Raw genomic sequence first — 26,854 nt, forward strand, 5'->3', positions numbered from 1 at the left:
GCCCTGCCGGAAACCCTCACCCCGCAGGCGTGCCGGCACCGTGCAGGTAATCCAGGCTCACCTGCAGCAGCGCGCGCAGTCCCACATCCAGCGCCTTCTCATCCAGCAGGAACTTCGGCGAATGATTCGCCGGCGCCGTCGCCGGGTCGATGCCCACGCTGGTCGAACCGACGAAGAAGAACATGCCCGGCACTTCCTTCGCGTACAGCGAGAAGTCCTCCGCGCCCATCTGCAGCGGCGGCTCGTACACGTTGTCCTTGCCCACCACCGCCTGCAGGCTCGGCAGCATCTTCGCGGTCAGCGCCGGGTCGTTCACCGTGGCGGGGTTGCCTTCCGATTCGTAGATGTCGGTCACCGCCTTCGCACCGTGCGCGGCAGCGGTGTGTTCGGCCACGTTGCGCAGGTCGGCGAAGATCTGCTGGCGCATGCCCTCGTCGAAGGTGCGGATGGTGCCGACCATCTCCACTTCATCGGGAATGATGTTGTAACGGATGCCGCCGTTGATCGCGCCGAAGGTCAGCACCGCCGGTTGCTTGGACAGGTTGGCGCGGCGGCTGACGATGGTCTGCGCGGTGCCGACCAGATCGGCGGTGGCCACGATCGGGTCAACGCCGTTCCACGGCGCCGAACCGTGCGTCTGGCGACCGATCACCTTGATCCCGAAGCGGTCCGAGGCAGCCATCAACGGGCCACCGCGCACCGCGATCTGCCCGGCCTGCACACTGGAGAACACATGCAGGCCGAACACGGCTTCCGGCTTGAAGTCGGCGAACAGGCCTTCCTTCAGCATCAGCGCGGCGCCACCCTCTTCCGGCGGCGGTGCGCCTTCCTCGGCCGGCTGGAAGATCAGCATCACCTGGCCCGGCAGGTCCTTCTTCATCGACACCAGCGCTTCAGCCACGCCCAGCAGGGTGGCGGTATGCGCGTCATGGCCACAGGCATGCATCACGCCCACGGTCTGGCCGCGGTACTGGTCGGTGGCCTTGGAGGCGAACGGCAGGCCGGTCTGCTCGGTCACCGGCAGCGCGTCCATGTCCGCGCGCAGCGCGATCTTGGGGCCGGGCTTGCCGCCTTCGATGATCGCCACCACGCCGTGGTGGGCGATACCGGTCTTCGGCTTCAGGCCCATCGCACGCAGGCGCTTGGCGACCTCGGCCGAGGTACGCACCTCGCGGTTGGACAGTTCCGGGTGCTGGTGGAAGTCACGGCGCCATTCGACCACCCGGGCCTGCAATCGCTGTGCGGCGGCGGTCACTTCCGGGCGCTGCCCGTCCTGGGCGTGGGCAAGGGCCGGCAGGGCCAGCAGCAGGGCGGACAGCAGCAGCGAACGGCGCATCGCAATCTCCACAGCAAGAGGGTTCCAGCTGAATGTAGGGCAACACCGCCGCCACGGGAACCTCCCGCGCGGGATCCGGTCTTAGCGCCCGTCCCATCCGTCATGCAGGAAACGTGATGTGGCACAGGTATGCTTTGCGCATTGCCAACCGGGGCCGCGCCCCGTCCAGCCCTCTTGGAGTCCTCGTAATGTCACGTGTTTGGAAGATCGTGCTGCTGGTCGTGGCGGTTCTGGTGCTGGCCGTGGTCGGCCTGCGCGTCATCGGCGGGGGCAAGGACAAGGCTGGAAAGCCGGCGGCGGGAGCGCGCCAGGGCGGTGAAGACCCGGATGCCGGCCCGGTGCCTGTGACCGTGGTCGAGGCCACGCGCCAGGACGTACCGGTGTATGCCAGCGCACTGGGTACGGTGACGGCAATGAACACCGTCACCGTCAGCCCGCAGGTCGGTGGCCAGCTGATGAGCCTGAACTTCCGCGAAGGCCAGGAAGTGAAGAAGGGCGACGTGCTGGCAGTGATCGATCCTCGCACCGCCCAGGCCAGCTTCGACCAGGCAGCGGCGGCCAAGCGCCAGAACGAAGCGCTGCTGGCTACCGCCCGCTCCAACTACCAGCGCTCGAACGCGCCGGAGTATCGCCAGTTCGTCGCCAAGACCGATCTGGATACACAACGAAACCAAGTGGCACAGTACGAGAGCGCGGTCGCGGCGAACGATGCCAGCATGCGCTCGGCGCAGGTGCAGCTGCAGTACACCAAGGTCACCGCACCCATCACCGGCATCGCCGGCATCCGTGCGGTCGATGCCGGCAACGTGGTCAACGCCGGCACCGCGCTGGTCACGCTGACCCAGGTCCATCCGATCCACGTGCTGTTCAACCTGCCCGAACGCCAGCTCGGCGACGTGCGCCAGGCGCAGGCCGCCGGTGCGGTGCCGGTGGCCGCGCTGGACCGCGCCGATTCGCACGTGCTGTCCGGTGACGGCAAGCTGGATGTGGTCGACAACCTGATCAGTGCCGACAGCGGCACGTTCAAGGCGCGCGCGCTGTTCGACAACACCGACAACGGCCTGTGGCCGGGTCAGTTCGTCAACGTGCGCATGCAGCTGCGCACCATCGGCGGTGGTGTGGTCATTCCGACCCAGGCCGTGCTGCGCGGGCCGGATGGCGAGTACGTCTATGTCGTGCAGGGCGACAACACGGTGAAGATGCAGACCGTGCGCAGCGGCGTGGAAGTGGGCGACAGCCAGGTGCAGATCGCAGAAGGCCTGAAGGGCGGCGAGCGCGTGGTCAGCGAAGGCCAGTTCCGCCTGAAGCCGGGCAGCAAGGTCACCGCGCTGAAGCCGGGCGAGACCCCGGCCGCACCGACCGAAGCCGAACTGAAGGCCGCCGAACAGAAGAACGGCGGCGGTGGCCGTCGCGGTGGTGGCCCGCGCTGAGCGCAGGCCACGGTTCTCCCTCGCGCTGGCGGACCTGCCGGCGCCGACATTGAAGTGCCAGCAAGGATCAGTCCGTGGGCTTTTCGACGATCTTCATCCGCCGCCCGATCGCCACCTCGCTGTTGATGGCGGGCCTGTTGCTGCTGGGCATCCTCGGTTACCGCAAGCTGCCGGTATCGGCGCTGCCGGAAATCGATGCGCCCAGCCTGGTGGTCACCACCCAGTACCCCGGCGCCAACGCCACCACCATGGCCTCGCTGGTCACCACGCCACTGGAGCGCCAGTTCGGGCAGATTTCCGGGCTGGAGCTGATGACGTCGGACTCGTCGGCCGGGTTGTCGACGATCATCCTGCAGTTCTCGATGGACCGCGACATCGACATCGCCGCACAGGACGTGCAGGCGGCGATCCGCCAGGCCACCCTGCCCTCGTCGCTGCCCTACCAGCCGGTCTACAACCGGGTGAATCCGGCCGACGCGGCCATCGTCACCCTGAAGCTGACCTCTGACACGCGGCCGCTACGCGACGTCAACAACTACGCCGACTCGATCCTGGCCCAGCGCCTGTCGCAGGTGCAGGGCGTGGGCCTGGTCTCGATTGCCGGCAACGTGCGCCCGGCCGTGCGCATCCAGGTCAACCCGGCGCAGCTGTCGAACATGGGCCTGACCCTCGAACAGCTGCGCAGCGCGCTCACGCAAGCCAACGTCAATGCGCCGAAGGGTTCGTTGAACGGCAAGACCCAGTCCTACAGCATCGGTACCAACGACCAGCTGGCCAGCGCTGCCGAGTACCGCGACACCATCATCAGCTACAAGAACGGCCGCCCGGTGCGGTTGTCCGACGTGGCCGAGGTGGTCGATGGCGTGGAGAACGACCAGCTGGCGGCCTGGGCCGATGGCAAGCCGGCGGTGCTGCTGGAAGTGCGTCGCCAGCCCGGTGCCAACATCGTGCAGACTGTCGAGCGCATCCGCGCGATCCTGCCGCAGCTGCAGGGCGTGCTGCCGGCCGACGTGCACCTGGAGATCTTCAACGATCGTACCGAGACCATCCGCGCCTCGGTGCATGAAGTGCAGTTCACCCTGATCCTCACCATCGGCCTGGTGGTGGCGGTGATCTTCGTGTTCCTGCGCCGGCTGTGGGCCACCATCATCCCGTCGGTGGCAGTACCGCTGTCGCTGGCCGGCACCTTCGCGGTGATGGCCTTTGCCGGCATGTCGCTGGACAACCTGTCACTGATGGCGCTGGTGGTGGCCACCGGCTTCGTGGTCGACGATGCGATCGTGATGATCGAGAACATCGTGCGTTACATCGAGCAGGGCAAGAGTGGCAAGGAAGCGGCCGAGATCGGCGCACGCCAGATCGGCTTTACCGTGCTGTCGCTGACCGTCTCGCTGGTGGCGGTGTTCCTGCCGCTGCTGCTGATGCCCGGTGTCACCGGCCGCCTGTTCCACGAGTTCGCGTGGGTGCTGAGCATCGCTGTCGTGCTGTCGATGCTGATCTCGCTGACGCTGACCCCGATGATGTGCGCCTACCTGCTCAAGCCCGACGCCCTGCCCGAGGGCGAGGACGCGCACGAGCGTGCGGCGGCGGCCGGCAAGCAGAACCTGTGGACACGCACCGTGGGCCTGTACGAGCACAGCCTGGACTGGGTGCTGGGCCACCAGCGGCTGACCCTGGCCGTGGCCGGCGCCGCACTGGTGCTGACCGTGCTGCTGTATGTATTGATTCCCAAGGGCCTGCTGCCCGAGCAGGACACCGGCCTGATCACCGGCGTGGTGCAGGCCGACCAGAACATCGCCTTCCCGCAGATGGAGCAGCGCACCAAGCAGGTCGCCGAAGCGCTGCGCCACGATCCGGATGTGACCGGCGTGTCGGCATTCATCGGTGCCGGCAGCATGAACCCCACGCTCAACCAGGGCCAGCTGTCGATCGTGCTGAAGGAACGCGGCGAGCGCGATGGCCTGGATGAGATCCTGCCGCGCCTGCAGAAGGCGGTGGCCGGTATTCCCGGCGTGGCGCTGTACCTGAAGCCGGTACAGGACGTGACCCTGGACACCCGCGTGGCGGCCACCGAGTACCAGTACTCGCTGTCGGACGTGGATTCGGCGACGGTGGCGACCCAGGCCACGCGCCTGACCGAAGCGCTGCGCAAGCGCCCGGAACTGGCCGACGTCGACAACAACCTGTCCAACCAGGGCCGCGCGCTTGAACTGAACATCGACCGCGACAAGGCCAGCGTGCTGGGCGTGCCGATGCAGACCATCGACGACACGCTCTACGATGCGTTCGGCCAGCGCCAGATCTCGACCATCTTCACCGAACTCAACCAGTATCGGGTTGTGCTGGAAGTGGCGCCGGAGTTCCGTACCAGCACCGCGCTGATGGAACAGCTGGCCGTGGCTTCCAACGGCGCCGGCGCGCTGACCGGCACCAATGCCACCAGCTTCGGCCAGGTCACCTCGTCCAACTCGTCCACCGCCACCGGCATCGGCGCGCAGAACACCGGCATCACGGTCGGCGCCGGCAACATCATTCCGCTGTCGGCGCTGGCCGAAGGCAAGGTCAGCAGTGCGCCGCTGGTGGTCAGCCACCAGCAGCAGCTGCCGGCAGTGACGATCTCGTTCAACGTGGCGCCGGGCTATTCGCTGTCCGAAGCGGTGCGTGCGATCCAGGAGACCAAGGACAGCCTGGACATGCCGGCACACCTGCATGCCGAGTTCATCGGCAAGGCCGCCGAATTCACCGGCAGCCAGACCGATGTGGTGTGGCTGCTGCTGGCCTCGCTGGTGGTGATCTACATCGTGCTCGGCGTGCTCTACGAGAGCTACATCCACCCGATCACGATCATCTCCACGCTGCCACCGGCCGGCGTCGGCGCGCTGCTGGCGCTGATGCTGTGCGGGCTGAGCCTGTCGGTGGACGGCATCGTCGGCATCGTGCTGCTGATCGGCATCGTCAAGAAGAACGGCATCATGATGGTGGACTTCGCGATCGAGGCGCGTCGCGCCGGTGCCAACGCGCATGAAGCGATCCGCCGCGCCTGCCTGCTGCGCTTCCGCCCGATCATGATGACCACCGCCGCGGCAATGCTCGGCGCACTGCCGCTGGCGCTGGGCACCGGCATCGGCTCGGAGCTGCGGCGCCCGCTGGGCATCGCCATCGTCGGCGGCCTGCTGCTGTCGCAGCTGGTCACGCTGTACACGACGCCGGTGATCTACCTGTACATGGAACGCTTCTCCGAATGGCTGGCGCGCCGCCGCGAGCAGCGCGCACTGCGCAACGGTTCGCTGCAGGAGCCGCAGGCATGATCCACGCCCCGCTGCTGCGGTGGGCCGCACGATGAACCTGTCCGGCCCCTTCATCCGCCGCCCGATCGGCACCGCGCTGCTGGCCATCGGCCTGTTCATGGTCGGCCTGATCTGCTACCTGCGCCTGGGCGTATCGGCACTGCCGAACATCGAGATCCCGGTGATCTTCGTGCACGCCAGCCAGTCCGGCGCGGATGCGGCGACCATGGCCTCGACAGTCACCGCGCCGCTGGAGCGCCACCTCGGCCAGCTGCCGGGCATCGACCGCATGCGCTCGTCGAGCTCGGAAGGCAGCTCGCTGGTGTTCATGATCTTCCAGAGCGGCCACAACATCGATTCGGCCGCGCTGGACGTGCAGACCGCGATCAATTCGGCGCAGGCCGACCTGCCTTCGGGCATGGGCTCGCCGATGTACCAGAAGGCGAACCCGAACGACGACCCGGTGATCGCCATCGCGCTCACCTCGCAGACGCAGTCGGCCGATGAGCTGTACAACGTCGCCGACTCGCTGCTGGCGCAGCGCATCCGCCAGATCAGCGGCGTCGCCTCGGTCGACATCGCCGGTGCCTCGACGCCGGCGGTACGCGTGGACGTCAACCTGCGCCTGATGAACGCGCTCGGCCTGACCGCCGATGACCTGCGCAACGCGGTGCGCGCGGCCAACGTGACCTCGCCCACCGGCTTCCTCAGCGATGGCAACACCACCACCGCGATCATCGCCAACGATTCGGTGGCACGCGCCGCCGACTTCGCCGACCTGGTGGTCAAGACCCAGGGCGATGGCCGGGTGATCCGCCTGAAGGACATCGCCAACGTCTACGACGGCCAGCAGGACGCCTACCAGGCCGCGTGGTTCGACCACAAGCCGGCGGTGGTGATGTACGTGTTCACTCGTGCCGGCGCCAACATCGTGGAGACGGTGGACCGGGTCAAGGCACAGATCCCGACCCTGCGCGACTACCTGCAGCCGGGCACCACGATGACGCCGTACTTCGACCGTACGCCGACCATCCGTTCCTCGCTGCATGAAGTGCAGATCACCCTGCTGATCAGCCTGGCCATGGTGGTGCTGACCATGGCGCTGTTCCTGCGCCGGCTGGCACCGACGCTGATCGCTGCGGTGACCGTTCCGCTGTCGCTGGCCGGTGCCGCGCTGGTGATGTACGTGATGGGCTTCACCCTGAACAACCTGAGCCTGCTGGCGCTGGTGATCGCGATCGGCTTCGTGGTCGACGATGCGATCGTGGTGATCGAGAACATCATGCGCCACCTCGACGAGGGCATGCCGCGCATGCAGGCGGCACTGACCGGCGCGCGCGAGATCGGCTTCACCATCGTCTCGATCACCGCCTCGCTGGTGGCGGTGTTCATCCCGCTGCTGTTCGCCAGCGGCATGATGGGCGCGTTCTTCCGCGAGTTCACCGTCACCCTGGTGGCGGCGATCGTGGTGTCGATGATCGTCTCGCTGACGCTGACCCCGGCGCTGTGCAGCCGCTTCCTCAGTGCCCACGATCACGCTGCGCCGCCGTCGCGCTTCGGCCGCTGGCTCGATGCCGGCCATGAACGCATGCTGCGCATCTACACGGTGTTCCTCGACTTCTCGCTGCGCCACGCGCTGCTGATGTCACTGACTCCGCTGATCCTGATCGGCGTCACCGTCTTCCTGTTCGGCGCGGTGAAGAAGGGCGCGTTCCCGCCGCAGGACACCGGCCTGATCTGGGGTCGCGCCAACTCCAGCGCCACCGTGTCCTTCGAGGACATGGTGGCCCGCCAGCGCCGCATCACCGACATGCTGATGGCCGACCCCGCGGTGAAGACCGTGGGCGTGCGCCTGGGCAGTGGCCGCCAGGGCTCCAGCGCACAGTTCAACATCGAGCTGAAGTCGCGCAGCGACGGCCGTCGCGAAACCACCGCGCACGCACTGGCACGGTTGAGTGCCAAGGCCGACCGCTACCCCGACCTGCAGCTGCGCCTGCGTGCGATCCAGGATCTTCCCAGCAACGATGGCGGCGGTTCCAGCCAGGGCGCCCAGTACCGCATCTCGCTGCAGGGCAACGACCTGGCATCGCTCCAGGAATGGCTGCCAAAGCTGCAGGCGGAATTGAAGAAGAACCCGAAGCTGCGCGACGTCGGCACCGACGTGGACAACGCCGGCCTGCGCCAGAACATCGAGATCGACCGCGCCAAGGCCGCGCGCCTTGGCATCACCGTCGGCGCCATCGATGGCGCGCTGTACGGTGCGTTCGGCCAGCGCCAGATCTCCACCATCTACTCCGACATCAACCAGTACAGCGTGGTGGTCAACGCCCTGCCCTCGCAGACGGCCACGCCAGCGGCGCTGGACGAGGTGTACGTGCGTGCGCGCAACGGCGACATGGTGCCGATCACCGCGGTGGCGACCCAGGTGCCGGGCCTGGCGCCATCGCAGATCACCCATGAAAACCAGTACACCACGATGGACCTGAGCTACAACCTGGCGCCGGACGTGAGCATGGGAGAGGCCAAGGCGATCATCGATGCCACCGTGGCCGGCATGCGCATGCCGGGCGACATCCGCCTGGCCGATGACGCCGGCTTCGGCTTCAACTCCGACCCCAGCGACATGCTGATCCTGGTGTTTGCTGCGATCCTGACCGTGTACCTGGTGCTGGGCATGCTCTACGAGAGCCTGATCCATCCGGTCACCATCCTGTCCACGCTGCCGGCGGCAGGCGTGGGTGCGCTGCTGGCGCTGTTCGGTACCAACACCGAGCTGTCGGTGATCTCGATGATCGCGCTGGTGCTGCTGATCGGCATCGTCAAGAAGAACGCGATCATGATGATCGACTTCGCGCTGGTCGCGCAGCGCGAGCATGGCCTGGCACCGCGCGATGCCGCGCGCGAGGCCAGCATCGTGCGCTTCCGCCCGATCATGATGACCACGATGGTGGCGATCCTGGCGGCGGTGCCACTGGCGATCGGCCTGGGCGAAGGGTCCGAGCTGCGGCGCCCGCTGGGCATCGCGATGATCGGCGGCCTGCTGTTCTCGCAGAGCCTGACCCTGCTCAGCACGCCGGCGCTGTACGTGATCTTCTCCTGCCTGGCCGAACGCTGGCGGGCACGGCGCGCACGCAAGCGCGAAGCGAAGCTGCTCAAGCGCGCGCAGCGGGCCTAGAAGGGCCCATCCACGCATGGCGTGGATCTACGGGTGGTGCCGGCCGCTGGCCGGCTTTCTCCGTACGGCGAATCTGCCGGCCAGCGGCCGGCACTACTCCTGCGCAGGCTGTCCCCTTCACCCCGCACCCGCAATAATGGTGGAAGACCCTTCCACCGAGCCTGCATGCCCGCCCGCCAATCCCGCCTCAGCCGCCTGTGGGCCCATGAGAAGGCCAGTTATGGCCTGCGCGTGTTCATCGCACTGACCGCAGCGCTTGCCGTGTGCTGGCAGCTGGATGCGCTGAGCGCCCTGCCCGGCGTTTTCCTCGGCATCATCGCCAGCGCCATCGCCGAGACCGACGACAACTGGTGGGGCCGGACCAAGGCCGTGGCGCTGTCACTGCTGTGCTTCTGCATCGCCGCGGCGTCGGTGATCTGGCTGTTCCCCTGGCCGTGGATCTTCATCGGCGCGCTGGCACTGTCCACCTTCTGCCTGACCCTGCTCGGCGCGCTCGGCGAGCGCTACGCATCCATCGCCCAGGCCACGGTAACGCTGGCCATCTACACCATGATCGGCCTGGAGCAGCATGGCGCCACCGATCTGCACAGCGCGCTGGACGCCGTCAGCCACCTGCTGGCGGGTGCCGTCTGGTACGGACTGCTGTCGATCCTGTGGACCGCACTGTTCGCCAACCGCCCGGTGCGTGAGCGCGTGGCGCGGCTCTACATCGAACTGGGCCGCTACCTGCAGCTGAAGGCCGCCCTGTTCGAGCCGGTACGTGAGGCCGACCTGCAACGCCGCCAGCTCGATCTGGCCGAGCAGAACCGGCGCGTGGTCGGCGCGTTGAACGAGGCCAAAACGGCGATCCTGGCCCGCTTCGGCCGCTCCGGCAGGCCCGGGGTGAACTCCGGCCTGTACCTGCGCCTGTATTACATGGCGCAGGATTTCCACGAGCGCGCCAGTTCCTCGCACTACCCGTACGGCGCCCTGGTCGACGCCTTCTTCCACAGTGACGTGCTGTACCGCTGCCAGCGCCTGCTCGACCTGCAGGGCCAGGCCTGCGCGCGGCTGGGCGAGGCGATCCGCCTGCGCCGTCCGTTCGTGTATGGCGAAAGCAACCAGCAGGCCGGACGCGACCTGGCCGATGCGCTGGCCTACCTGCGCGACCAGCAGCGCCCGCAGTGGCAGCGCCTGCTGGGTTCGCTGGACCTGCTGGTGCACAACCTGCGCAGCATCGAGCGCCGCCTGCTGGACGCCGAACGCTCCGAGGCCAGCCTCGACAATGTCGATACGCGCCTGCGCGACAGCAACCCGCACACCCTGCGCGAGATGGGCGTGCGCCTGCGCCAGCAGCTCACGCCCGGCTCGGTGCTGTTCCGCCATGGCCTGCGCATGGCGCTGGCACTGATCGCCGGTTTCGCGGCCATCCGGCTGTTCAACGCACAGAACGGCTCGTGGGTGCTGCTGACGATCGTATTCGTGTGCCGGCCCAACTTCGGCGCCACCCGCCAGCGCCTGGCCCAGCGCATCGTTGGTACCGTGGCCGGCCTCGTGCTCACCTGGGCGCTGCTGCAGCTGTTCCCGCAGCTGCACGTGCAGCTGCTGATCGCGCTGCTGTCGGCGCTGCTGTTCTTCTTCACCCGTACCGATCGCTACCTGGTGGCATCGGCGGCGATCACCGTGATGGCCCTGACCTGCTTCAACCTGATCGGCGATGGCTTCGTGCTGATCGTGCCGCGCATGGTCGATACGCTGCTGGGCTGCGCGATCGCCGCCGCCGCCGCGTTCCTGATCCTGCCCGACTGGCAGGGCCGCCAGCTGCATCGGGTGCTGGCGCGGGTGCTGGATACCGCCGCGCGCTACCTCGATTCGGTGCTGGGCCAGTACCGCAGCGGCATGCGCGATGACCTGGCCTACCGCATCGCCCGCCGCGACATGCACAACGCCGACGCCGCGCTGTCCACCGCACTGTCGAACATGCTGCGCGAACCCGGCCACGTGCGCCGCAACCTGGATGCCGGCTTCCACTTCCTGGCCCTCTCCAACACGCTGCTTGGGCACTTGTCGGCGCTGGGTGCGCACCGCGACCAGGTGGACAGCTACGCCGGCGATCCACTGGCCTTGGCCGCCGGTGATCGCGTGCGAAAGGCACTGCAGCAGCTGGCGGCGGCGCTGACCGCACGACAGCAGGTCGCGGAAGATGACAACGACGCCGACCGCGCAGTGGCCGCTGAGCTGGAACAGATCGATGAGGCGATGCCACCGAAGCTGCAGCTGATCCGCACGCAGATGGCGCTGGTGCTGCGGATGCTGCCGAAGGTGCGGGCGGCGGCGAATGAGGCGGTGCGTACGCTCACCTGACAACGTGCCGCTGGGCATGGCCCGGCGCTACCGGTGCTGCATCCACGCATGGCGTGGATCTACTGTGCCGTGCGCAACAGCGCGTTGCGCCTGGCGCTGCATCCCGATCACGTTTCCGCGCGGATACTGGGTGATCCCCTGCTCCTGGACTCCCCCATGAAGATCGAACTCGCCGGCCGCACCGCGCTGGTCACCGCTTCCACCGCCGGCATCGGCCTGGCGATCGCGCAGGGCCTTGCCGCAGCGGGCGCGCGGGTCATTCTCAATGGCCGCAGCACCGACAGCGTCGAACGTGCCCGCCTGCGCCTGCTCGCCTCCGTTCCGGGTGCCGAGGTGACCGGCGTCGCCGCCGACCTCTCCGATGCGGCCGGCGTCGACACGCTGCTGGCCGGCCTGCCCACGGTCGACATCCTGGTCAACAACGCCGGCATCTTCGGCCCCGAGGACTTCTTCGAGACTGAAGACGCCACCTGGGAGCGTTACTGGCAGACCAACGTGATGTCCGGCGTGCGCCTGTCGCGTGCGCTGCTGCCGGCGATGGTGGCAGCTGGTTGGGGCCGCGTGCTGTTCATTTCCTCCGAATCGGCACGCAACATTCCCGCCGACATGATCCATTACGGCGTCAGCAAGACCGCGCAGCTGTCGCTGTCGCGCGGCCTGGCCAAGCGCGTGGCCGGCAGTGGCGTCACCGTCAACGCGGTGCTGCCCGGCCCGACCCTGTCCGACGGCTTCGCGGCGATGTTCGAAGATGAACGCCAGCGCAGTGGCAAGCCGCTGGAGCAGATCGGCCGCGAGTTTGTGATGGCACACCGGCCGTCTTCGGTGATCCAGCGCACTGCCACGGTCGAGGAAGTGGCCAACATGGTGGTGTACCTGGCCTCGCCGCAGGCTTCGGCCACGTCCGGTGCGGCACTGCGCGTGGATGGCGGCGTGGTCGACGATATCGTCTGAGACCTTCAGGCCGAGTGCGGACCAACGGTCCGCACCCACCGCCATGGGGTCTGGGCAGATCCACGCCATGCGTGGATGCGCCCCACCGCAGTCCCGACACACGGGCAGGAATGCTAGGCTGCGCCGGTCAAGGAGGCTCCATGTCCGGTCACAACCAGTTCGCCCTGCTGCGCCAGCGCCGTTTCCTGCCGTTCTTCGTCGTCCAGGCGCTCGGAGCGTTCAACGACAACGTGTACCGGCAGGCGATCATCAGCATGTTGCTGTTCATGGCCGTGCCGGAGGAAGAACTGGGGCTGTATGCCACGCTGGCACCTGCCATCTTCATCCTGCCGTACTTCCTGTTCTCGGCACTGGCCGGGCAGATCGCCGACAAACTGGAAAAATCGCGGCTGATCGTGATCACCACCACCATGGAGATCGTGATCATGTCGCTGGCGGCCACCGGCTTCCTCACCCAGAGCCTGCCGGTGCTGCTGGTCGCCTTGTTCTGCACCGGCATGCAGTCAACCCTGTTCGGCCCGGTGAAGTACTCGGTGCTGCCCTCGGTGCTCAAGCCCGAAGAGCTGACCGGCGGCAACGGTCTGGTTGAAATGGGCACCTCGATGTCGATCCTCTCCGGCATGATCGTCGGCGGCCTGGTGTTCACCGTGGCCGGCAGCCACGGCACGGTGGTGGCCGCCTGCGCGATCATCGGCCTGGCGATCTGCGGCAACATCGCCGCGCGCCTGATTCCCAAGGTCGATGCCGGCGACCCTAGCCTGAAGATCAACTGGAACCCGCTGCCGGAGTCACTGGCGGTGCTGCGCATGGCGCGCCAGCAGAAGGCAGTGCGCAATTCAATCCTGGGCGTGTCCTGGTTCTGGTTCGTCGGCACCGTGCTGACCTCGCAGCTGCCGGCCTATGCCGTGACCAACCTCGGCGGTGAGCCAACTCTGTACATCTTTGCGCTGGCCCTGTTCTCGGTCGGCACCGGCATCGGCTCGCTGCTGTGCGAGAAGCTGTCGGCACGCACGGTGGAGATCGGCCTGGTTCCGTTGGGCGCGTTCGGCATGACCGCGTTCCTGCTCGACCTGTACTTCGCCCGCAGTGGCGAAGCGACGGTGCACGGACTGACCATCGGAACGTTCCTGCAGCAGCCGGGCAGCATCCGCATCGTCATCGATCTGATCGGCATCGGCCTGTTCACCGGCATCTTCGTGGTGCCGCTGTTCGCGCTGATCCAGAGCCGCACACCGAAGGCGCAGATGTCGCGCGTGTTCGCCGCACTGAGCATCCAGAATTCCGGCTTCATCGTCGGCGCAGCCCTGCTGTCACTGGCCGCGCACAAGCTGCTGCACTGGACCATTCCGCAGCAGTTCCTGGCGCTGGCCATCGCCAACGCACTGGTGGCGATCTACATCTTCACCATCGTCCCCGAATTCCTGATGCGCTTCCTCAGCTGGCTGATGGTGCGCACCCTGTACCGCCTGCGTCCGCACGGCATCGAAGCGAACGTTCCCGACGAGGGCGCCGCGCTGCTGGTCTGCAACCATGTCAGCTACATGGACGCACTGATCCTGTCGGCGACGATTCCGCGCCCGGTGCGCTTCGTCATGTACTACAAGATCTTCAACATCCCGGTGATGCGCTGGATCTTCCGTACCGCCAAGGCGATCCCGATCGCCGGTGCGCGCGAAGACCCGGCGTTGATGCAGCGCGCGTTCGATGACATCGACGCAGCACTGGCCGAGGGCGAGCTGGTCTGCATCTTCCCGGAAGGTGCATTGACCAAGGATGGTGCGATGGCACCGTTCAAATCCGGCGTCGAGAAGATCCTCGAGCGGCGTCCGGTGCCGGTGGTGCCGATGGCCCTGCGCGGGATGTGGTCGAGCATGTGGAGCCGGCGCGACAGCCGCCTCGGCCGCATGCGCGTGCCGCGCCGTTTCCGCGCCACCGTCGAAGTGGTGGCGGCACCGGCCGTGGATGGCCACACCGCCAACGCCCAGGCGTTGGAAGCCCAGGTGCGGGCCCTGCGCGGCGATCACGCCTGACGCAACCGGCCCGCCAGGCGGGCCCGGCAACCTCCCCCACATACGTCACCGTCCAGTGGCGTACGCGACATGTCGTGACTGTAAACGCATACATGCAACGCCGGTTGCGGTAGATTACGCACCCACAGGGGGGAGGTCCGGCCGATTCACCAAGGCCGGCCACCAAGGAATGGAGTCTCGCTTTGAATCAACCACCACCGCTCAGCCGTCCGGTCTACATCCCCAACCATCTGGTCTGGGCGATCCTGACGACGCTGTTCTGCTGCCTGCCGTTGGGCGTGGTGTCGATCGTCTATGCCTCCCAGGTCGATGGCCGTCGCGCGGCCGGCGACCTGCCGGGGGCTTACAGCGCGTCGCGCAAGGCGGGCTGGTGGGCAGTGGCTTCGGCCGTGGCCCTGCCGGTCCTGTTGCTGTTGTGGCTCGGGCTGTTCGGCGGCTTGGCCGTACTGGGCGCTCTTTCCGACCAATGATTCACCACCACCACCCATCAAGGAGCTTGAACCCATGAATACCGCTACTCCGCAGGTCCCGAACAATCTGGTCTGGGCCATCCTGACCACCCTGTTCTGCTGCCTGCCGGCCGGCATCGTGTCGATCGTCTACGCTGCACAGGTCAACGGCAAGCTGGCCGCTGGCGACATCGCCGGCGCCCAGGATTCGGCTGCCAAGGCCAAGAAGTGGGCCATCTGGTCGGCCATCGCCTGGGCCGTGCTGGTCGTGCTGTACGTGCTGTTCTTCGTTGTGCTCGGCGGCATGGGCGCGATGAGCAACAGCGGCTACTGATACGCCTGGACGGATCCGGCGCCTGCGCCGGATCCGTTGTTGCATGTCTGCGCTTCCCATCCGTTCCCGACTCGCCCGCTGGGCGCCGCTGCTGGTTTCCGCCGGCCTGGCCGCAGGTGCCACGGTGGTGCTGCGCAACGTCAATCCGTATGTCGCCGGCAATCCCCTGCCGAGCTGCCCGCTGTACGCCCTGACCGGCCTGTACTGCCCGGGCTGTGGCAGCACGCGCTGCCTGTATTCCCTGGTCCACTTCGACCTGCCCGGCGCGATGGCGATGAACCCGTTGCTGGTCATCAGCCTGCCGTTCCTGCTGCTGATGCTGCTGAACATCGCCGGCATCCGGCCGCGTGTGCTCGACCCGCTGATGCGGGTACTGGCCAATCCCACGTTCTGGCTCTGGGTGCTGCCCGGGTATGCGCTGCTGCGCAACCTGCCGTGGGCACCGTTCAACGCGCTGGCACCGATCTAGGTTTCCAGCCAACGGCGCAGCCCCTCGTGGTGGGCGGCGTTCGTCGATCATGGGGTTGGCCGGGCGGGTAGGCTGCGCAGGGGCCGCTGCAAGTACGTCCATGTAAGCTCGGTCGCCGCATCCATGCGGCTCACGCCCCTGCGCAGCCCACCCACCCGGCCACGGACAGTTTCCGTGTACGTCCACCACGGAAAAGAAAGAGAAGATCAAAAGCGGAAGCGGATCGCTTCGCTCTGCATCCACGCATGGCGTGGATCTACCGTGTCGACCAAGGTCGACACCTACCAACAGCCGCCGGAATCTGTCGGGGGTGGGGCGGTGTGGGGCTGCAGGACCGTTGGCGCCATGGGCCCGAGGCACGCCTCGGGCGGGTTGGGCAGGACGCCCAACCCCGGCCTTGCCGTGTGCGCAGGACAGCGCACACGAGCAAGGCGCCATCGAGCCCCCAGGGGTGAGGGCGCTTTGCTTGCGAAGCACTGCTTCGTAAGCGCCCGAACGCCCAGCCGCTAGCGGCTGGGCCGGCCTGGGGGTTTACGGCGTGTCCTGCAGCCCCACACCGCCCCGCCCAACCCTCAGCAACCCAGAGCCGCTTTGGCTTTGGCTTTGGCTTTGGCCTCTGCAGGTGCAGGGCTGCAAGCCCTGCAAAGCAACTACGTCACCCAGCCTGCAATCACCAGCAGGGCGAGGATCGCCAACCACAGCAGCAGCATCCGCCACACCAGGCTCATCGCATCCCGCAGGTCCGGCAACCGCTGCCACACCGGCAACAGCCCCGCCTCGGTGTAGTCGTGTGCATCCTCGCGCAGTTCGGCATTGACGCTGGCCCGCGCCACCGCGCCCAGGAACCCGATGTTGCCTGCCAGGCGCTCACCGTGCGCCTGGCGCCAGGCCTTCCACGCCGTATCGAAATTGCCGACCAGCGCCATCGAGAACGCCATCAACTGTGCCACCGGCCACTCGATCCAGCCCAGCAGGCGCTGCGCCAGCGCCAGCGGCTCCACCGGCACGCGTGCGCGCATCGGGCTCTCCGCCATCAGCGCCAGCAGCCGGTAACCCAGCGCGCCGGCCGGGCCCAGCAACAGGAACCAGAACAACACCGCGAACCAGCGTCGCAGTGCGTTGAGCACCGTCGCCTCGACCAGCGACGGGATGTCCTCGCGCAGGCTGCCGCCGGCCGACTGCAGATTGCGCACTGCGGCCTGCCGCGTCGCTGCATCGTCGGCATCGATGATGGCCTCGATATCGCGGTCCAGGTCTCGCGGGCCCCAACACCAGGCCAGCACCGCGACGCCCAGCAACAACGATGGCAGACCGAACAGTACCCCGCGCAGCAGCCAGGCCAGAAGGCCCATCAGCAGCAGCGGCGGCAGCAGTGCCAGGGCAACACCCGCCGGCCCCTGCCAGGCCTTTCCACCACGCGCATCCAGCCAGCCCAACCAGCGCCGGAAGCCGTCGAAACGGCGCAGCGAGGCAGCAGCGGCCGGAGCGACATGGCCCAGGGCCAATGCGACCAGCACGGCGGCCAGAGTGGTGAACATGGCGGGTCTCCCTACGAAACAGATCGCTCGGCGTCGCTACCTTACCTGTCGCAGCGGCGCCCTCAGCGGTGAACCGGACTGTAACCCGTGCCGTGTTCAGGTGGCGGCAATACAGGCGCCCCCGCCGGCCTGGCTCAGCCCTTCTGCTGCCGGTACCAGTGCTCGATCAGCCCTCGCGAAATCGAGATCGGCGGTGACAGGCGGATACCCTTGCCATCGTCTTCGTCATCACGTGCCAGCGCGGCACCGACCTCCTCGGCACTGAACCAGCGTGCGTCCTCCAGTTCACCATCCACGGCCGGCAGATCGGCGTGCGCCTGCGCGCGGAAGCCAACCATCAGCGCACCCGGGAATGGCCAGGGCTGCGAACCGAGGTACTGGCAGGCGGTCACCCGCACCTTGCTCTCCTCGTGGACTTCCCGCACCACGGTCTGCTCGAAGGTCTCGCCCGGTTCGACAAAGCCGGCCAGCACCGAGTAGCGACGTGGCGCCCAGTTCGACTGGCGGCCGAGCAACAGGCGGCCCTGGTTTTCAACCGCCACGATCACAGCGGGGTCGACACGCGGGTAGTGCTCGGTGGAACACTGCGCGCAACGCCCCACGAAGCCGCCGCGGGCGAACGCCACGGCACCACCACATACACCGCAGAAACGGGTACGTGAGTGCCAGTAGGACATGCCACGTGCGTAGCTGAAAGCGGTCGCATCAGCCACCGACCACAGCAGGGCGGCCTGACGCAGATCGAGGCGACGTGGTGCGGTGACGGTGACGCTGGCGGCTTCAACCGAGAACCACGCTTGTTCCCCGCGCAGGCCGAGGAAGATCGCGGAGCCGGGCCCGCCGCCGATGTCGGCGCCGGTCAGCGCCAGCGGCTGGTCGTCATCACTGGTGAAGGCGCTGCCGTCCTTGTCGAGCACCAGAATGCGCGCGCCTGGCCACAGGCGCGCCAGTGCATCGGCATCTTCGCGCAGGGCATCGGCGCGCTCCAGCGGTTCGCCCACGAAGGCGAAACCGGAAAGCGGCGAAGGAGTATTGGGCATCCGGCAAGCGTGCCGCCAATCGATGCAGGTGGCAAGCCGCGGGCTTTGCCGAAGCCGTCTGTGGGTGTGGAGCTTGCTCCACACACCTTGTCGCGCGGGACGCAGGCCCCGCGCCCCGCCTACATGCTGAAGCTGCTGCCGCAGCCGCAGGTGGTCTTGGCGTTCGGGTTGCGGATCACGAACTGCGCACCGGTCAGGCTCTCGGTGTAGTCCACCTCGGCGCCCATCAGGTACTGCAGGCTCAGCGGGTCGACCAGCAGGGTCACCCCGCTGGTCTGTACCGCCAGGTCGTCCTCGGCACGGTTCTCGTCGAACTCGAACCCGTACTGGAAGCCCGAACAGCCACCACCTTCGATGTACACACGCAGGGCCAGGTCGGGGTTGCCCTCTTCCTGGATCAGGGATTTGACCTTGGCGGCCGCCGACTCGGTGAAGTTCAGCGGGCGCTCCAGCGACTGGTAATCGGGCGCGGCGGCCGGGGTGGCGCCGGGCAGGGAGACTAGCGTGCTCATGCCGTCAGCATGGGGGCGCCAACGACGGCTTTCAAGCCATCGCCTCGGCCAGCTTGCGGCGTGCAGCAGTATCACCCTTGCCACCATTGGCGTCGTCGCCTTCCGGGGCCGGCAGGGCCGCCATCGGCGCGCTGGCATGGATCAGGCGGCCGTTCAGCTGGGCACCCGCATTCATCTCCACCACCTGGTAATGGACGTTACCGTTGACCCGCGCGCTCGGGGTCAGCTCGACCTTTTCGGTGGCATGCACGTCGCCATCGAGGCGACCGCTGATGACCACCACCTGGGCGCGGATCTCGCCCTCGATCACGCCATGCTCGGCGACCGTCAGGGTCGCGCCGCTGGCGCCTTCGGCGGCGATCACCTTGCCGTGGATGCGGCCTTCCACATACAGGCCACCACTGAATTCCACATCGCCGCGGATCACCACCTGGTTGCCGATCAGGGCATCCACCACCAGCTGGCCTTCACGGTTGGATTTGCTGCTTCCGAACATCTGCCTACTCCCCTTTGCTGGCCGGCGCACCGGCCTGTTTCCAGTCGAATACCTGGGTGGTACCCCCCGTACCACTCCCCAATGTCACCCGCACGCGTTGCGGGGTGAAGTCAGCCGGCAGCATCACGCTGCCGGTGATCTGCTGGAAGTACCGGAACGAGTAATCCTGTCCCGGTACCTTGCTGCGCTGGTGCAGATCATCCCAGCTGATCGTGGCCAGCTTGCCGTTCTTCACGCCTTCCACGGTGAAACGCATCTGCCCCTGGCTGATGGCGCCGCGGTTGAGGTTCTGGGTCAGCACGGCGGTGTACTGCCAGGTGCCGGCCGCTTCCGGGCTGAACTCGATCGAATGGGTGTTCAGGCCCTTGCGCTGGCTGGTCGAACCCACCAGGCGCTCATAGAAGGCAACGTCGGCACGCAGGCCGGCGATTTCCTCATCGCGCTCGGCCAGCGAGGACTGCACCTCGGTGTTGGCGGCGCGGCTGATGCGGTCGGAGGCTTCCAGCGTGGCCTGCTTCTGGCGCAGTTCGGTCAGCTGCACCTGCAGCGTCTCGGCGCGCTTCTCGGCGGCCTGCAGGCGCTGGCCCTGTGCATCGCGCGGCGTGGCCATCCAGCAGCCACCCAGCACGGCCAGCACCAGGCTGAGCAGCCAGATGCCGCCGATCACCAGCAGGCGGCGACGGTCGGCCGGCGGTTGCGGCGCACCGGGCAGGCGGACCTGCACACGCATGGGAGGACGGTTGGTCATGGGTGGTTTCCGGGGCATCGCGAGGGCGACACCGGTACGGCCCCTGTGGCAAACGACGGGCTAGTGTATGACAGGACGGGTGGGTTTCCTGCGCAGTGACCGACCGCGGTCTGTGGCGTTCAGGCACGCCATCGTCGATAGTGTGGCCCCCTGCACAGTTCCGTCGCCGGAGCATCGCCATGACCGAAGCCCACCTGTTCGTGATCGGCATCCTGCTGGCCTGGCTGGCCGGCATCCGCGTCTACCTCACGGTGTTCGGCGTCGGCCTGGCCGGCCTGCTCGGCTGGGTCGACCTGCCACCGGCCCTGCAGGCCACTGAGTCGTGGTGGGTGCTGGGCACCTCGGCGGCGCTGGCGGTGACCGAATTCTTCGCCGACAAGATTCCCGGCGTCGACTCGGCGTGGGATCTGGTGCAGACCCTGGCACGCGTGCCTGCGGGTGCCTTCCTCGCCGCGGCCACACTGTCGCCGGACGGGCAGCTGGGCACCGGAGCACTCGCTGCCGGTGCAGGTGTTGCGCTGGCCAGCCATGGCTTGAAAGCCGGCACCCGTGCCCTGCTCAACACGTCGCCGGAGCCGGCCAGCAACTGGGTCGCCTCCGCCGCCGAGGACACCGTGGTGATCGGCGGCCTGGCCCTGGCTCTGGCACACCCGTGGATCGCGCTGATCGTGGTGCTGGCCTGCAGCCTGGCCGGCGCACTGCTGGTGTGGCTGGTCTGGCGCGCCCTCTGGAAGGGCGTGCGCTGGCTGGCACGCACCGCAGCGCCCGACAGTCCACGCCAGACCGGTACCGGTTGATCGCCGGGCTTGTCGCATAATGGACGCGAACACCAGGAGCACCGATGGCCGCAAACGAATCCCCCGCGGGCGCCCGCCCGGGACGCGCTGAAACCCCTCCGGCCGATCATTGGCAACGCTGGACCGCTGAACCGGCGGGCGCCGTCGCCGCAGCACCGGCAGCGGTTCCGCCGCTGGCCGCCTCCGATGCGCCCGCATCGATCGGCAGCGCACCGCCGCCGTTACCGGGCCCGGCCATGCTGGCCGAGGCTGGCAACAACGATCAGGCGCCGCCGCCCTCCGATTCGCCCTACCGCGTGCTGATCGTCGAGGATGATCGCGCACAGGCGCTGTTCGCACAGAGTGTGCTGCACGGCGCCGGCATGCAGGCGATCGTGCACAGCGATGCCGATGACGCACTGCAGGCGATCAAGGAACATCGCCCCGACCTGATCCTGATGGACCTGCACCTGCCCGGCCTGGACGGCATGCGCCTGACCGCGCTGATCCGCCAGCAGCCCGGCCTGCAGCTGCTGCCCATCGTGTTCCTCAGCGGCGACCCGGACCCGGAACGCCAGTTCGAGGTACTCGACAGTGGCGCCGACGACTACCTGAGCAAGCCGATCCGCCCGCGCCACCTGATCGCCGCCGTGGCCAACCGCATCCGACGCGCGCGGGCGCAGGCCGCAACCCTCCCCGGCGTATCCGGCACCCCGGCCACCAGCAATCCGGAAACCGGGCTGCCGACGCGGCATCACGTACTGCAGCAGCTCAACGCCGCGCTTGCCCACCGCGACCAGGGCGGCGTGCTGTTCGTCGAGATATCCAGTGCACTGGGCCTGCGCGAGCGCTATGGCTATGCCGCCTTCGAGCGCCTGATGGTGCAGGCCGGGCAACGCCTGGCAGAAGCCGGCCACCCGCACCTGCTGGCGCGCCTGAACGACAACAGCTTCCTGCTGCTTGCGCGCAATGTCAGCGAGGACAGCCTGGAAGGCATTGCCGCTGCACTGCGCGAGCAGTTGTCGGCGCGGGCCTTCGTGATCCGCGACGACGAATCCGTGCACCTGCGCGGCGTGGTCGGCTATGCACCGCTGTCGCCGGGCTTCGACGATGCCAGCAGCGCGCTGGAAGCGGTCGAGCGCACCACCCTGCAGGCACGCCTGCTCAGCGCCGGCGTGGCTGGCCACGTGCACCGCGACGTGATCAGCGAGCAGGAACACCTGGCACTGCTGGAAGGCCAGCTTGAACTGGCCTACCAGCCGATCGTCGCCGTCGCCGGCGGCAATACCGCGCAGTACCAGCTGCTGCTGCGCCTTCGCCAGGCCGACGGTACGCTGCTGGCGGCAGGCCAGGTGATTCCGGCCGCAGAGGCTGCCGGGCGCATCGCCGATCTCGACCAGCAGGTGATGGACCATGCACTGGGCCTTCTCGACCTGTACCGGCACGCGACGCAGCCGCTGAACCTGTTCGTCTCGCAGTCACTGCGCACGCTGCAGCGCGATGCCTTCGCCGACTGGCTGCTGGAATCACTGCAGCAACGCGGCCTGCCCGGCAGCGCACTGGTGATCGACGTGCGCCTGCCGGACGCGCTGATCCACGCCGTGCCGCTGCAGCAGTTCTGCGAACGCATGGCAGGGGCCGGCGTGCGTTTCTGCCTGAGCCAGTTCGAACCCGGTGGCGAAGCCGATGCACTGCTGACCCAGCTGCCGTTGTCGTTCGTGCGCATGGCCGCGCGCTTCTCCAGCAGCCACGCCAATCCGGCCACGCGCGAAGAGCTGCGCCGGGCAATCGAACGGGCGCACGCCGCCGGGCAGCAGATCATCGGCCAGCAGATCGAAGATCCGCAGGCCGCCGCCGCGATGTGGGTGGGCGGTGTCGACTACATCCAGGGCAACATGGTGCAGTCTGCCGGCAGCGATCTGAACTTCGACTTCCACAACGCGGTGCTCTGACGTGCCGATGTGGGTCGCGCTGCTGGTTGCCCTTGCCGCGGCCTCCATCACGGCGCTGCTGTTGGGCCTGCGGCTGCGCGCGCGCAGCCATGCACTGGCCCTCCTGCAGCGTGAGCGCAGCGCGTTGGCCAGCGAACGTGACCAGCTGCGCCGCACCACCGAACGCCAGGGGCAGCTGGAGCAGCAGCTGCTGCAGGCCAAGCAGGCCGCCGAGGCGGCGGTGCTGGCCAAGGGCGAGTTCCTGGCCACGATGAGCCACGAGATCCGTACGCCGCTCAACGGCATCCTGCCGATGCTGGAGCTGATCGCGCGCGGCCCGCTGGGCGAGGACCAGCGGCAGATGCTGGCCACCGCCTCGGCCAGCTCGCAGCAGCTGCTGCGCATCGTCGATGACATTCTCGACTACTCGCGGCTGGAAGCGCAGGCACTGGAACTGGAGATCACCAGTTTCAACCTGCGCGACCTGCTTGATGGCGTGGTGCAGCTGATGCAGCGCGCCGCCGACGCCAAGGGCCTGTCGCTGGGGCTGCTGCTGGACCCGTCGGTGCGCCTGCCGGTGCGTGGCGACCCGGTACGACTGCGCCAGGTGTTGAGCAACCTGCTGGCCAACGCGATCAAGTTCACCGCACGCGGCCAGGTGCAGCTGCGCGTGCAGCGCCTGGGCGAAGGTGCGGCACAGCACCAGCTGCGCTTTGAGGTCATCGACACCGGCATCGGCATCGACGAGGCGCTGCAGGCGCGCCTGTTCCAGTCCTTCAGCCAGGCCGATGCCTCAACGACCCGCATCTACGGTGGCACCGGCCTGGGCCTGGCGATCTGCAAGCGCATCATCGACCTGATGCACGGGCGCATCGGCGTGCAGTCCACGCCCGGCCAGGGCGCCACGTTCTGGTTCGAGATCCCGTTGTTGAAGGTGCCCGGCGACCTGCCTGCCATGGCGCGCACGCCAGACTCGCTGCTGCTGTTCAGTGGCGATGCCATCCTGCAGGCACGCATCGAGCGCATCGCGGCCCATCATGGGCTGCTGGTGCACGCCATGGCGCAGTTCGATGCCGTGGTCGAGCGCCTGCGCGCAGTGCCGAGGCCGGGGCAACCGGCACCGGCCTGGCTGCTGGTCGATGCACGTGCGCGCCGCATCGGTGAAGCAACGCTGCAACAGGCGTTGGCCGAACGTGGCGAGGACGACGCGCTGCAGGTGCTGTGGCTGCAGGACGATGCCCTTCCGGCACGCCCGCGCCAGCGGCAGCTGCCCTCGCATTTCGACGACGCGGCGCTGCATGCACTGCTGGCGGCACCGGTCGCGCATGCGCGCCCCGCCGCGCTGCTGGTCAATGCAGGACAGGGGCAGCCCGCGCCCACGCTGCCGCCGTTGCACCTGCGCGTGCTGCTGGTGGAGGACAACACGGTCAACCGCATGGTGGCCGAGCAGCTGCTGCGCGTGTTCCAGTGCGAGGTGCGCAACGCTGCCGATGGCGAGCAGGCGTTGCTTGCCCTGCGCGAAGGCGATGTGGATGTGGTGCTGATGGATTGCCAGATGCCGGTGCTGGACGGTTATGCCGCCACCCACCGCTGGCGCGCCGAGGAAGTGGAGAACGGGCGTCCGCGCCTTCCGATCATCGCAATGACCGCCAATGCCATGGCCGGTGACCGTGAGCGCTGCCTGCAGGCCGGCATGGACGACTATCTGTCCAAGCCGATTGCACGTACCACCCTGCATGCGCTGCTGCAGCGCTGGGGGCAACGATCACGCGATGTCGGAGCGTCGAGCTTGCTCGACGGCGAAGCCCTTGCACCCGATCGAGCACCGGCAGCCGAGCATGGCTCGGCTCTACAAGGCACGAAAAGCCAAGCGGTGACGCAACCGGTGCTGGACCGCGACGTGCTGGACGAGCTGCACGCGGTGATCGGCGACACCGCCCTCCAGATCATCTCGGTGTTCCTGGAGGATGCGCCGGCGATGGTGCAGCAGCTGCAGCAGGCCGCGCAGGCCGGCGACGAGCCCCGCCTGCAGGCCCTCGCGCACAGCCTCAAGTCATCCAGCGCGAACGTGGGCGCACTGTCGCTGTCGGCAGTCGCGCAGCGCATCGAGCATGAAGCCCGCAGCGGCAGCCTGCAGCGCCCCGCAGTGGCGGTGGCGCTGCTGGTTGCGGAATTCGCCCGTGCGCGCGTGGCACTGACGGGCTACCTGGCACAGCATCGCGCCGGCCAGGGCGGCTGACTCACTCTTCCAGCTTGCTCAGCAGGTACTTCGGTTCGCCGATGCGCTCGATCAGGTCCAGCTGGGTTTCCAGCCAGTCGATGTGCTCTTCTTCCGAATCGAGGATCTTCACGAACAGCTGGCGGCTGACGTAGTCGCCGACCGAATCGGAATAGGCCACGGCCTCGCGCAGGGTAACCACGCCATCGCGTTCCAGCGACAGGTCGCACTGCAGGATCTCGGTCGGGTTCTCACCGATGCGCAGCTTGCCCAGCGCCTGGAAGTTCGGCAGGCCTTCGAGGAACAGAATACGGTCGGCGAGCATGTCGGCATGCTTCATCTCGTCGATCGATTCCTTGTACTCGTGTTCGGCCAGTTCCTTGATGCCCCAGTTCTTCAGCATCTTGGCGTGCAGGAAGTACTGGTTGATCGCGGTCAGCTCGTTGTAGAGGACCTTGTTGAGGAATTCGATGACCTTGGTGTCGCCCTTCATGGGGATGCTCCTGCACGCTGAAAACGCAGGCACTTTAACGCCTTGCGTGCGGTCGTGAAGGAACGCGAATCGTGCGCATTGGCCTGTGCGGCCACATGTGAAGGATGCGAAAGCGCGGCGTCAATACGCCGCGAAGAGACGATCAGGCGACCTGGGCCAGGCCCAATACCGGCAGCGGCAGATCGTGGGTGGCACGCGCCTTGGCCAGCAGGTCGCCGGCCATGTCCAGGCAGGAACCGCAGGTGGCACCACAGCCGGTACGCATGGTCAGTTCGGCCACCGTGCTGACGCCATTGCTGGCGGCTTCGCGGATCTGGTGGTCGGTGACTCCGTTGCAGATGCAGACGTACACAGGCGTGGACCGGGCTGACAGGCCAGAGGCGGCCTGTTGGCTATTCCAATGGAAACGAGAATGGTTGTCAATCAGAGACCTGAACCATTCTCGATACCGTTCAGCCCGTCAGCTGGCCGGGCCATCGCCGGTGGCCTTCTTCGGCCAGTAGCCGCGGGTCCGCGGGCGCTTGCGCGGGCGCTCGTGCCCGGCGGTATGGCCCGGCATCCAGGCCTCGGCGGCGCTCTTGGGCATGGCGGTAACCCCCTGCCCGGCCACCCCGCGCGCCAGCGGCGCCAGATGTCGCAACGCACGCGCATAGACGCCACGCTTGAACATCACCACGTGCTCCACCGGGTACCAGAAGTCCACCCAGCGCCAGTGGTCGAACTCGGGCGAGTCGGTGTGGTCCAGCTTCACGTGGGATTCGTCGCCGGTCAGGCGCAGCAGGAACCAGACCTGCTTCTGGCCGATGCAGACCTGCCGCTCGTTGCGGCGGATGGCCCGCGCCGGCAGCTTGTAGCGCAGCCAGCCGGGCGTCGCCCCGAGCACTTCCACATGCTCAGGCAGCAGGCCGGTCTCTTCCTGCAGTTCACGATACATGGCCTCGACAGGCGTCTCGTCGGTGTTCATGCCACCCTGCGGGAACTGCCAGCCATCCCGGCGCACACGTCGTGCCCAGAACACCTGGCCGTCCTGCCGCATCAGCACGATGCCGACGTTCGGTCGATAGCCGTCCGGATCGATCACGATGCGGACTCCTAAGAAAATCTACTGGCCGGGACTATCCCATGCCCTCTGTCGGCCCACAAGCACGACACAAAAGTGTTGACAGGGACGATACACATCCGCAGAATAGCGGGCTCACCAAGGCTATGTAGCTCAGCCGGTTAGAGCACAGCACTCATAATGCTGGGGTCGGTGGTTCGAGTCCACCCATAGCCACCACACTGAAAATCAAGTTGTT

General features: G+C 67.4%; 21 protein-coding genes and 1 tRNA gene. 13 read left to right on the top strand and 9 right to left on the bottom strand.

Annotated features, from left to right (window positions below; translation table 11 throughout):
• Window positions 1-16 precede the first annotated feature (16 nt).
• Window positions 17-1,336, bottom strand: coding sequence for a M20 family metallopeptidase (locus EZ304_RS09320; protein ID WP_099554789.1), 1,320 nt, complete (start codon window positions 1,334-1,336; stop codon window positions 17-19).
• A gap of 188 nt (window positions 1,337-1,524) precedes the next feature.
• Between EZ304_RS09320 and EZ304_RS09325 the strand changes: the two genes are divergently transcribed.
• From EZ304_RS09325 to EZ304_RS09365, 9 genes are all read left to right on the top strand, one after another.
• Window positions 1,525-2,766 (top strand): efflux RND transporter periplasmic adaptor subunit, encoded by a 1,242-nt coding sequence (locus tag EZ304_RS09325; RefSeq protein ID WP_099554777.1) that lies wholly within the window; start codon window positions 1,525-1,527, stop codon window positions 2,764-2,766.
• A gap of 74 nt (window positions 2,767-2,840) precedes the next feature.
• Window positions 2,841-6,074, top strand: a complete 3,234-nt coding sequence (locus EZ304_RS09330; RefSeq protein WP_142806877.1) for an efflux RND transporter permease subunit — start codon at window positions 2,841-2,843, stop codon at window positions 6,072-6,074.
• 31 nt (window positions 6,075-6,105) lie between these two features.
• Window positions 6,106-9,228, top strand: a complete 3,123-nt coding sequence (locus EZ304_RS09335) for an efflux RND transporter permease subunit (RefSeq protein WP_142806878.1) — start codon at window positions 6,106-6,108, stop codon at window positions 9,226-9,228.
• Between the two features lie 165 nt (window positions 9,229-9,393).
• Complete coding sequence (gene yccS / locus EZ304_RS09340; RefSeq protein WP_142806879.1) at window positions 9,394-11,571, top strand: YccS family putative transporter; 2,178 nt, start codon at window positions 9,394-9,396, stop codon at window positions 11,569-11,571.
• 156 nt (window positions 11,572-11,727) lie between these two features.
• On the top strand, window positions 11,728-12,522 hold the full coding sequence (locus EZ304_RS09345; RefSeq protein ID WP_099554791.1) for an SDR family NAD(P)-dependent oxidoreductase: 795 nt from the start codon (window positions 11,728-11,730) through the stop codon (window positions 12,520-12,522).
• Between the two features lie 140 nt (window positions 12,523-12,662).
• Window positions 12,663-14,552 (top strand): MFS transporter, encoded by a 1,890-nt coding sequence (locus EZ304_RS09350; protein WP_142806880.1) that lies wholly within the window; start codon window positions 12,663-12,665, stop codon window positions 14,550-14,552.
• Between the two features lie 182 nt (window positions 14,553-14,734).
• On the top strand, window positions 14,735-15,022 hold the full coding sequence (locus EZ304_RS09355; protein WP_005411297.1) for a CD225/dispanin family protein: 288 nt from the start codon (window positions 14,735-14,737) through the stop codon (window positions 15,020-15,022).
• 34 nt (window positions 15,023-15,056) lie between these two features.
• A complete protein-coding gene (locus tag EZ304_RS09360) occupies window positions 15,057-15,335 on the top strand; it encodes a CD225/dispanin family protein (RefSeq protein WP_005411298.1) in 279 nt (92 codons plus the stop codon).
• A gap of 43 nt (window positions 15,336-15,378) precedes the next feature.
• Window positions 15,379-15,804: a DUF2752 domain-containing protein gene (locus EZ304_RS09365; RefSeq protein ID WP_142806881.1), complete on the top strand. Its 426-nt coding sequence runs from the start codon at window positions 15,379-15,381 to the stop codon at window positions 15,802-15,804.
• 650 nt (window positions 15,805-16,454) lie between these two features.
• Here EZ304_RS09365 and ampE read toward each other — a convergent pair.
• The 5 genes from ampE to EZ304_RS09390 all read right to left on the bottom strand — a co-directional run bounded on the left by ampE (window position 16,455) and on the right by EZ304_RS09390 (window position 20,138).
• A complete protein-coding gene (gene ampE, locus EZ304_RS09370; RefSeq protein WP_099554100.1) occupies window positions 16,455-17,342 on the bottom strand; it encodes a regulatory signaling modulator protein AmpE in 888 nt (295 codons plus the stop codon).
• A 134-nt stretch (window positions 17,343-17,476) separates the two neighbouring features.
• Window positions 17,477-18,382, bottom strand: coding sequence for an NAD(+) diphosphatase (gene nudC / locus EZ304_RS09375; protein ID WP_099554098.1), 906 nt, complete (start codon window positions 18,380-18,382; stop codon window positions 17,477-17,479).
• A 119-nt stretch (window positions 18,383-18,501) separates the two neighbouring features.
• Complete coding sequence (gene erpA, locus EZ304_RS09380) at window positions 18,502-18,894, bottom strand: iron-sulfur cluster insertion protein ErpA (protein WP_005411302.1); 393 nt, start codon at window positions 18,892-18,894, stop codon at window positions 18,502-18,504.
• 31 nt (window positions 18,895-18,925) lie between these two features.
• Window positions 18,926-19,390, bottom strand: a complete 465-nt coding sequence (locus EZ304_RS09385; protein ID WP_099554096.1) for a bactofilin family protein — start codon at window positions 19,388-19,390, stop codon at window positions 18,926-18,928.
• A gap of 4 nt (window positions 19,391-19,394) precedes the next feature.
• Window positions 19,395-20,138, bottom strand: a complete 744-nt coding sequence (locus EZ304_RS09390) for a DUF6776 family protein (protein ID WP_099554094.1) — start codon at window positions 20,136-20,138, stop codon at window positions 19,395-19,397.
• A gap of 179 nt (window positions 20,139-20,317) precedes the next feature.
• Between EZ304_RS09390 and EZ304_RS09395 the strand changes: the two genes are divergently transcribed.
• Genes EZ304_RS09395 through EZ304_RS09405 form a run of 3 tightly spaced genes read left to right on the top strand, consistent with a single transcriptional unit; the run spans window position 20,318 to window position 25,084 of the window.
• Window positions 20,318-20,935: a DUF4126 domain-containing protein gene (locus EZ304_RS09395; RefSeq protein WP_099554092.1), complete on the top strand. Its 618-nt coding sequence runs from the start codon at window positions 20,318-20,320 to the stop codon at window positions 20,933-20,935.
• 44 nt (window positions 20,936-20,979) lie between these two features.
• The gene (locus EZ304_RS09400; protein WP_099554091.1) at window positions 20,980-22,866 is read left to right on the top strand and encodes an EAL domain-containing protein; all 1,887 of its coding nucleotides are present in this window, start codon (window positions 20,980-20,982) and stop codon (window positions 22,864-22,866) included.
• 1 nt (window position 22,867) lies between these two features.
• Entirely contained in the window at window positions 22,868-25,084 is a 2,217-nt protein-coding gene (locus EZ304_RS09405) for an ATP-binding protein (protein ID WP_142806882.1), read from the top strand.
• A gap of 1 nt (window position 25,085) precedes the next feature.
• Here EZ304_RS09405 and bfr read toward each other — a convergent pair whose 3' ends face one another.
• The 3 genes from bfr to EZ304_RS09420 form a co-directional block, all read right to left on the bottom strand.
• Window positions 25,086-25,556 carry a bacterioferritin gene (gene bfr / locus EZ304_RS09410; protein WP_005419804.1) on the bottom strand — a complete coding sequence of 157 codons (471 nt, stop codon included), beginning with the start codon at window positions 25,554-25,556 and terminating at the stop codon, window positions 25,086-25,088.
• A 142-nt stretch (window positions 25,557-25,698) separates the two neighbouring features.
• A complete protein-coding gene (locus EZ304_RS09415) occupies window positions 25,699-25,908 on the bottom strand; it encodes a (2Fe-2S)-binding protein (RefSeq protein ID WP_019336609.1) in 210 nt (69 codons plus the stop codon).
• 108 nt (window positions 25,909-26,016) lie between these two features.
• Complete coding sequence (locus EZ304_RS09420) at window positions 26,017-26,637, bottom strand: RNA pyrophosphohydrolase (RefSeq protein WP_099554087.1); 621 nt, start codon at window positions 26,635-26,637, stop codon at window positions 26,017-26,019.
• A 121-nt stretch (window positions 26,638-26,758) separates the two neighbouring features.
• On the opposite strand from EZ304_RS09420, the gene EZ304_RS09425 reads away from it, so the two are divergent.
• Window positions 26,759-26,835: transfer RNA gene (locus tag EZ304_RS09425), tRNA-Met, on the top strand.
• Window positions 26,836-26,854: the final 19 nt, after the last annotated feature.

The sequence above is a fragment of the Stenotrophomonas maltophilia genome (assembly GCF_006974125.1).
GTDB classification, from domain to species: domain Bacteria; phylum Pseudomonadota; class Gammaproteobacteria; order Xanthomonadales; family Xanthomonadaceae; genus Stenotrophomonas; species Stenotrophomonas maltophilia_O.

What these genes read in the sequence shown, in the direction of transcription:
- erpA (WP_005411302.1), bottom strand. Translation starts at nt 18,894, where the DNA reads ATGAGCACGCTAGTCTCCCTGCCCGGCGCCACCCCGGCCGCCGCGCCC.
- EZ304_RS09385 (WP_099554096.1), bottom strand. Translation starts at nt 19,390, where the DNA reads ATGTTCGGAAGCAGCAAATCCAACCGTGAAGGCCAGCTGGTGGTGGAT.
- EZ304_RS09350 (WP_142806880.1), top strand. Translation starts at nt 12,663, where the DNA reads ATGTCCGGTCACAACCAGTTCGCCCTGCTGCGCCAGCGCCGTTTCCTG.
- bfr (WP_005419804.1), bottom strand. Translation starts at nt 25,556, where the DNA reads ATGAAGGGCGACACCAAGGTCATCGAATTCCTCAACAAGGTCCTCTAC.
- EZ304_RS09390 (WP_099554094.1), bottom strand. Translation starts at nt 20,138, where the DNA reads ATGACCAACCGTCCTCCCATGCGTGTGCAGGTCCGCCTGCCCGGTGCG.
- nudC (WP_099554098.1), bottom strand. Translation starts at nt 18,382, where the DNA reads ATGCCCAATACTCCTTCGCCGCTTTCCGGTTTCGCCTTCGTGGGCGAA.
- yccS (WP_142806879.1), top strand. Translation starts at nt 9,394, where the DNA reads ATGCCCGCCCGCCAATCCCGCCTCAGCCGCCTGTGGGCCCATGAGAAG.
- EZ304_RS09395 (WP_099554092.1), top strand. Translation starts at nt 20,318, where the DNA reads ATGACCGAAGCCCACCTGTTCGTGATCGGCATCCTGCTGGCCTGGCTG.
- EZ304_RS09360 (WP_005411298.1), top strand. Translation starts at nt 15,057, where the DNA reads ATGAATACCGCTACTCCGCAGGTCCCGAACAATCTGGTCTGGGCCATC.
- EZ304_RS09320 (WP_099554789.1), bottom strand. Translation starts at nt 1,336, where the DNA reads ATGCGCCGTTCGCTGCTGCTGTCCGCCCTGCTGCTGGCCCTGCCGGCC.
- EZ304_RS09335 (WP_142806878.1), top strand. Translation starts at nt 6,106, where the DNA reads ATGAACCTGTCCGGCCCCTTCATCCGCCGCCCGATCGGCACCGCGCTG.
- ampE (WP_099554100.1), bottom strand. Translation starts at nt 17,342, where the DNA reads ATGTTCACCACTCTGGCCGCCGTGCTGGTCGCATTGGCCCTGGGCCAT.
- EZ304_RS09325 (WP_099554777.1), top strand. Translation starts at nt 1,525, where the DNA reads ATGTCACGTGTTTGGAAGATCGTGCTGCTGGTCGTGGCGGTTCTGGTG.
- EZ304_RS09345 (WP_099554791.1), top strand. Translation starts at nt 11,728, where the DNA reads ATGAAGATCGAACTCGCCGGCCGCACCGCGCTGGTCACCGCTTCCACC.
- EZ304_RS09400 (WP_099554091.1), top strand. Translation starts at nt 20,980, where the DNA reads ATGGCCGCAAACGAATCCCCCGCGGGCGCCCGCCCGGGACGCGCTGAA.
- EZ304_RS09365 (WP_142806881.1), top strand. Translation starts at nt 15,379, where the DNA reads ATGTCTGCGCTTCCCATCCGTTCCCGACTCGCCCGCTGGGCGCCGCTG.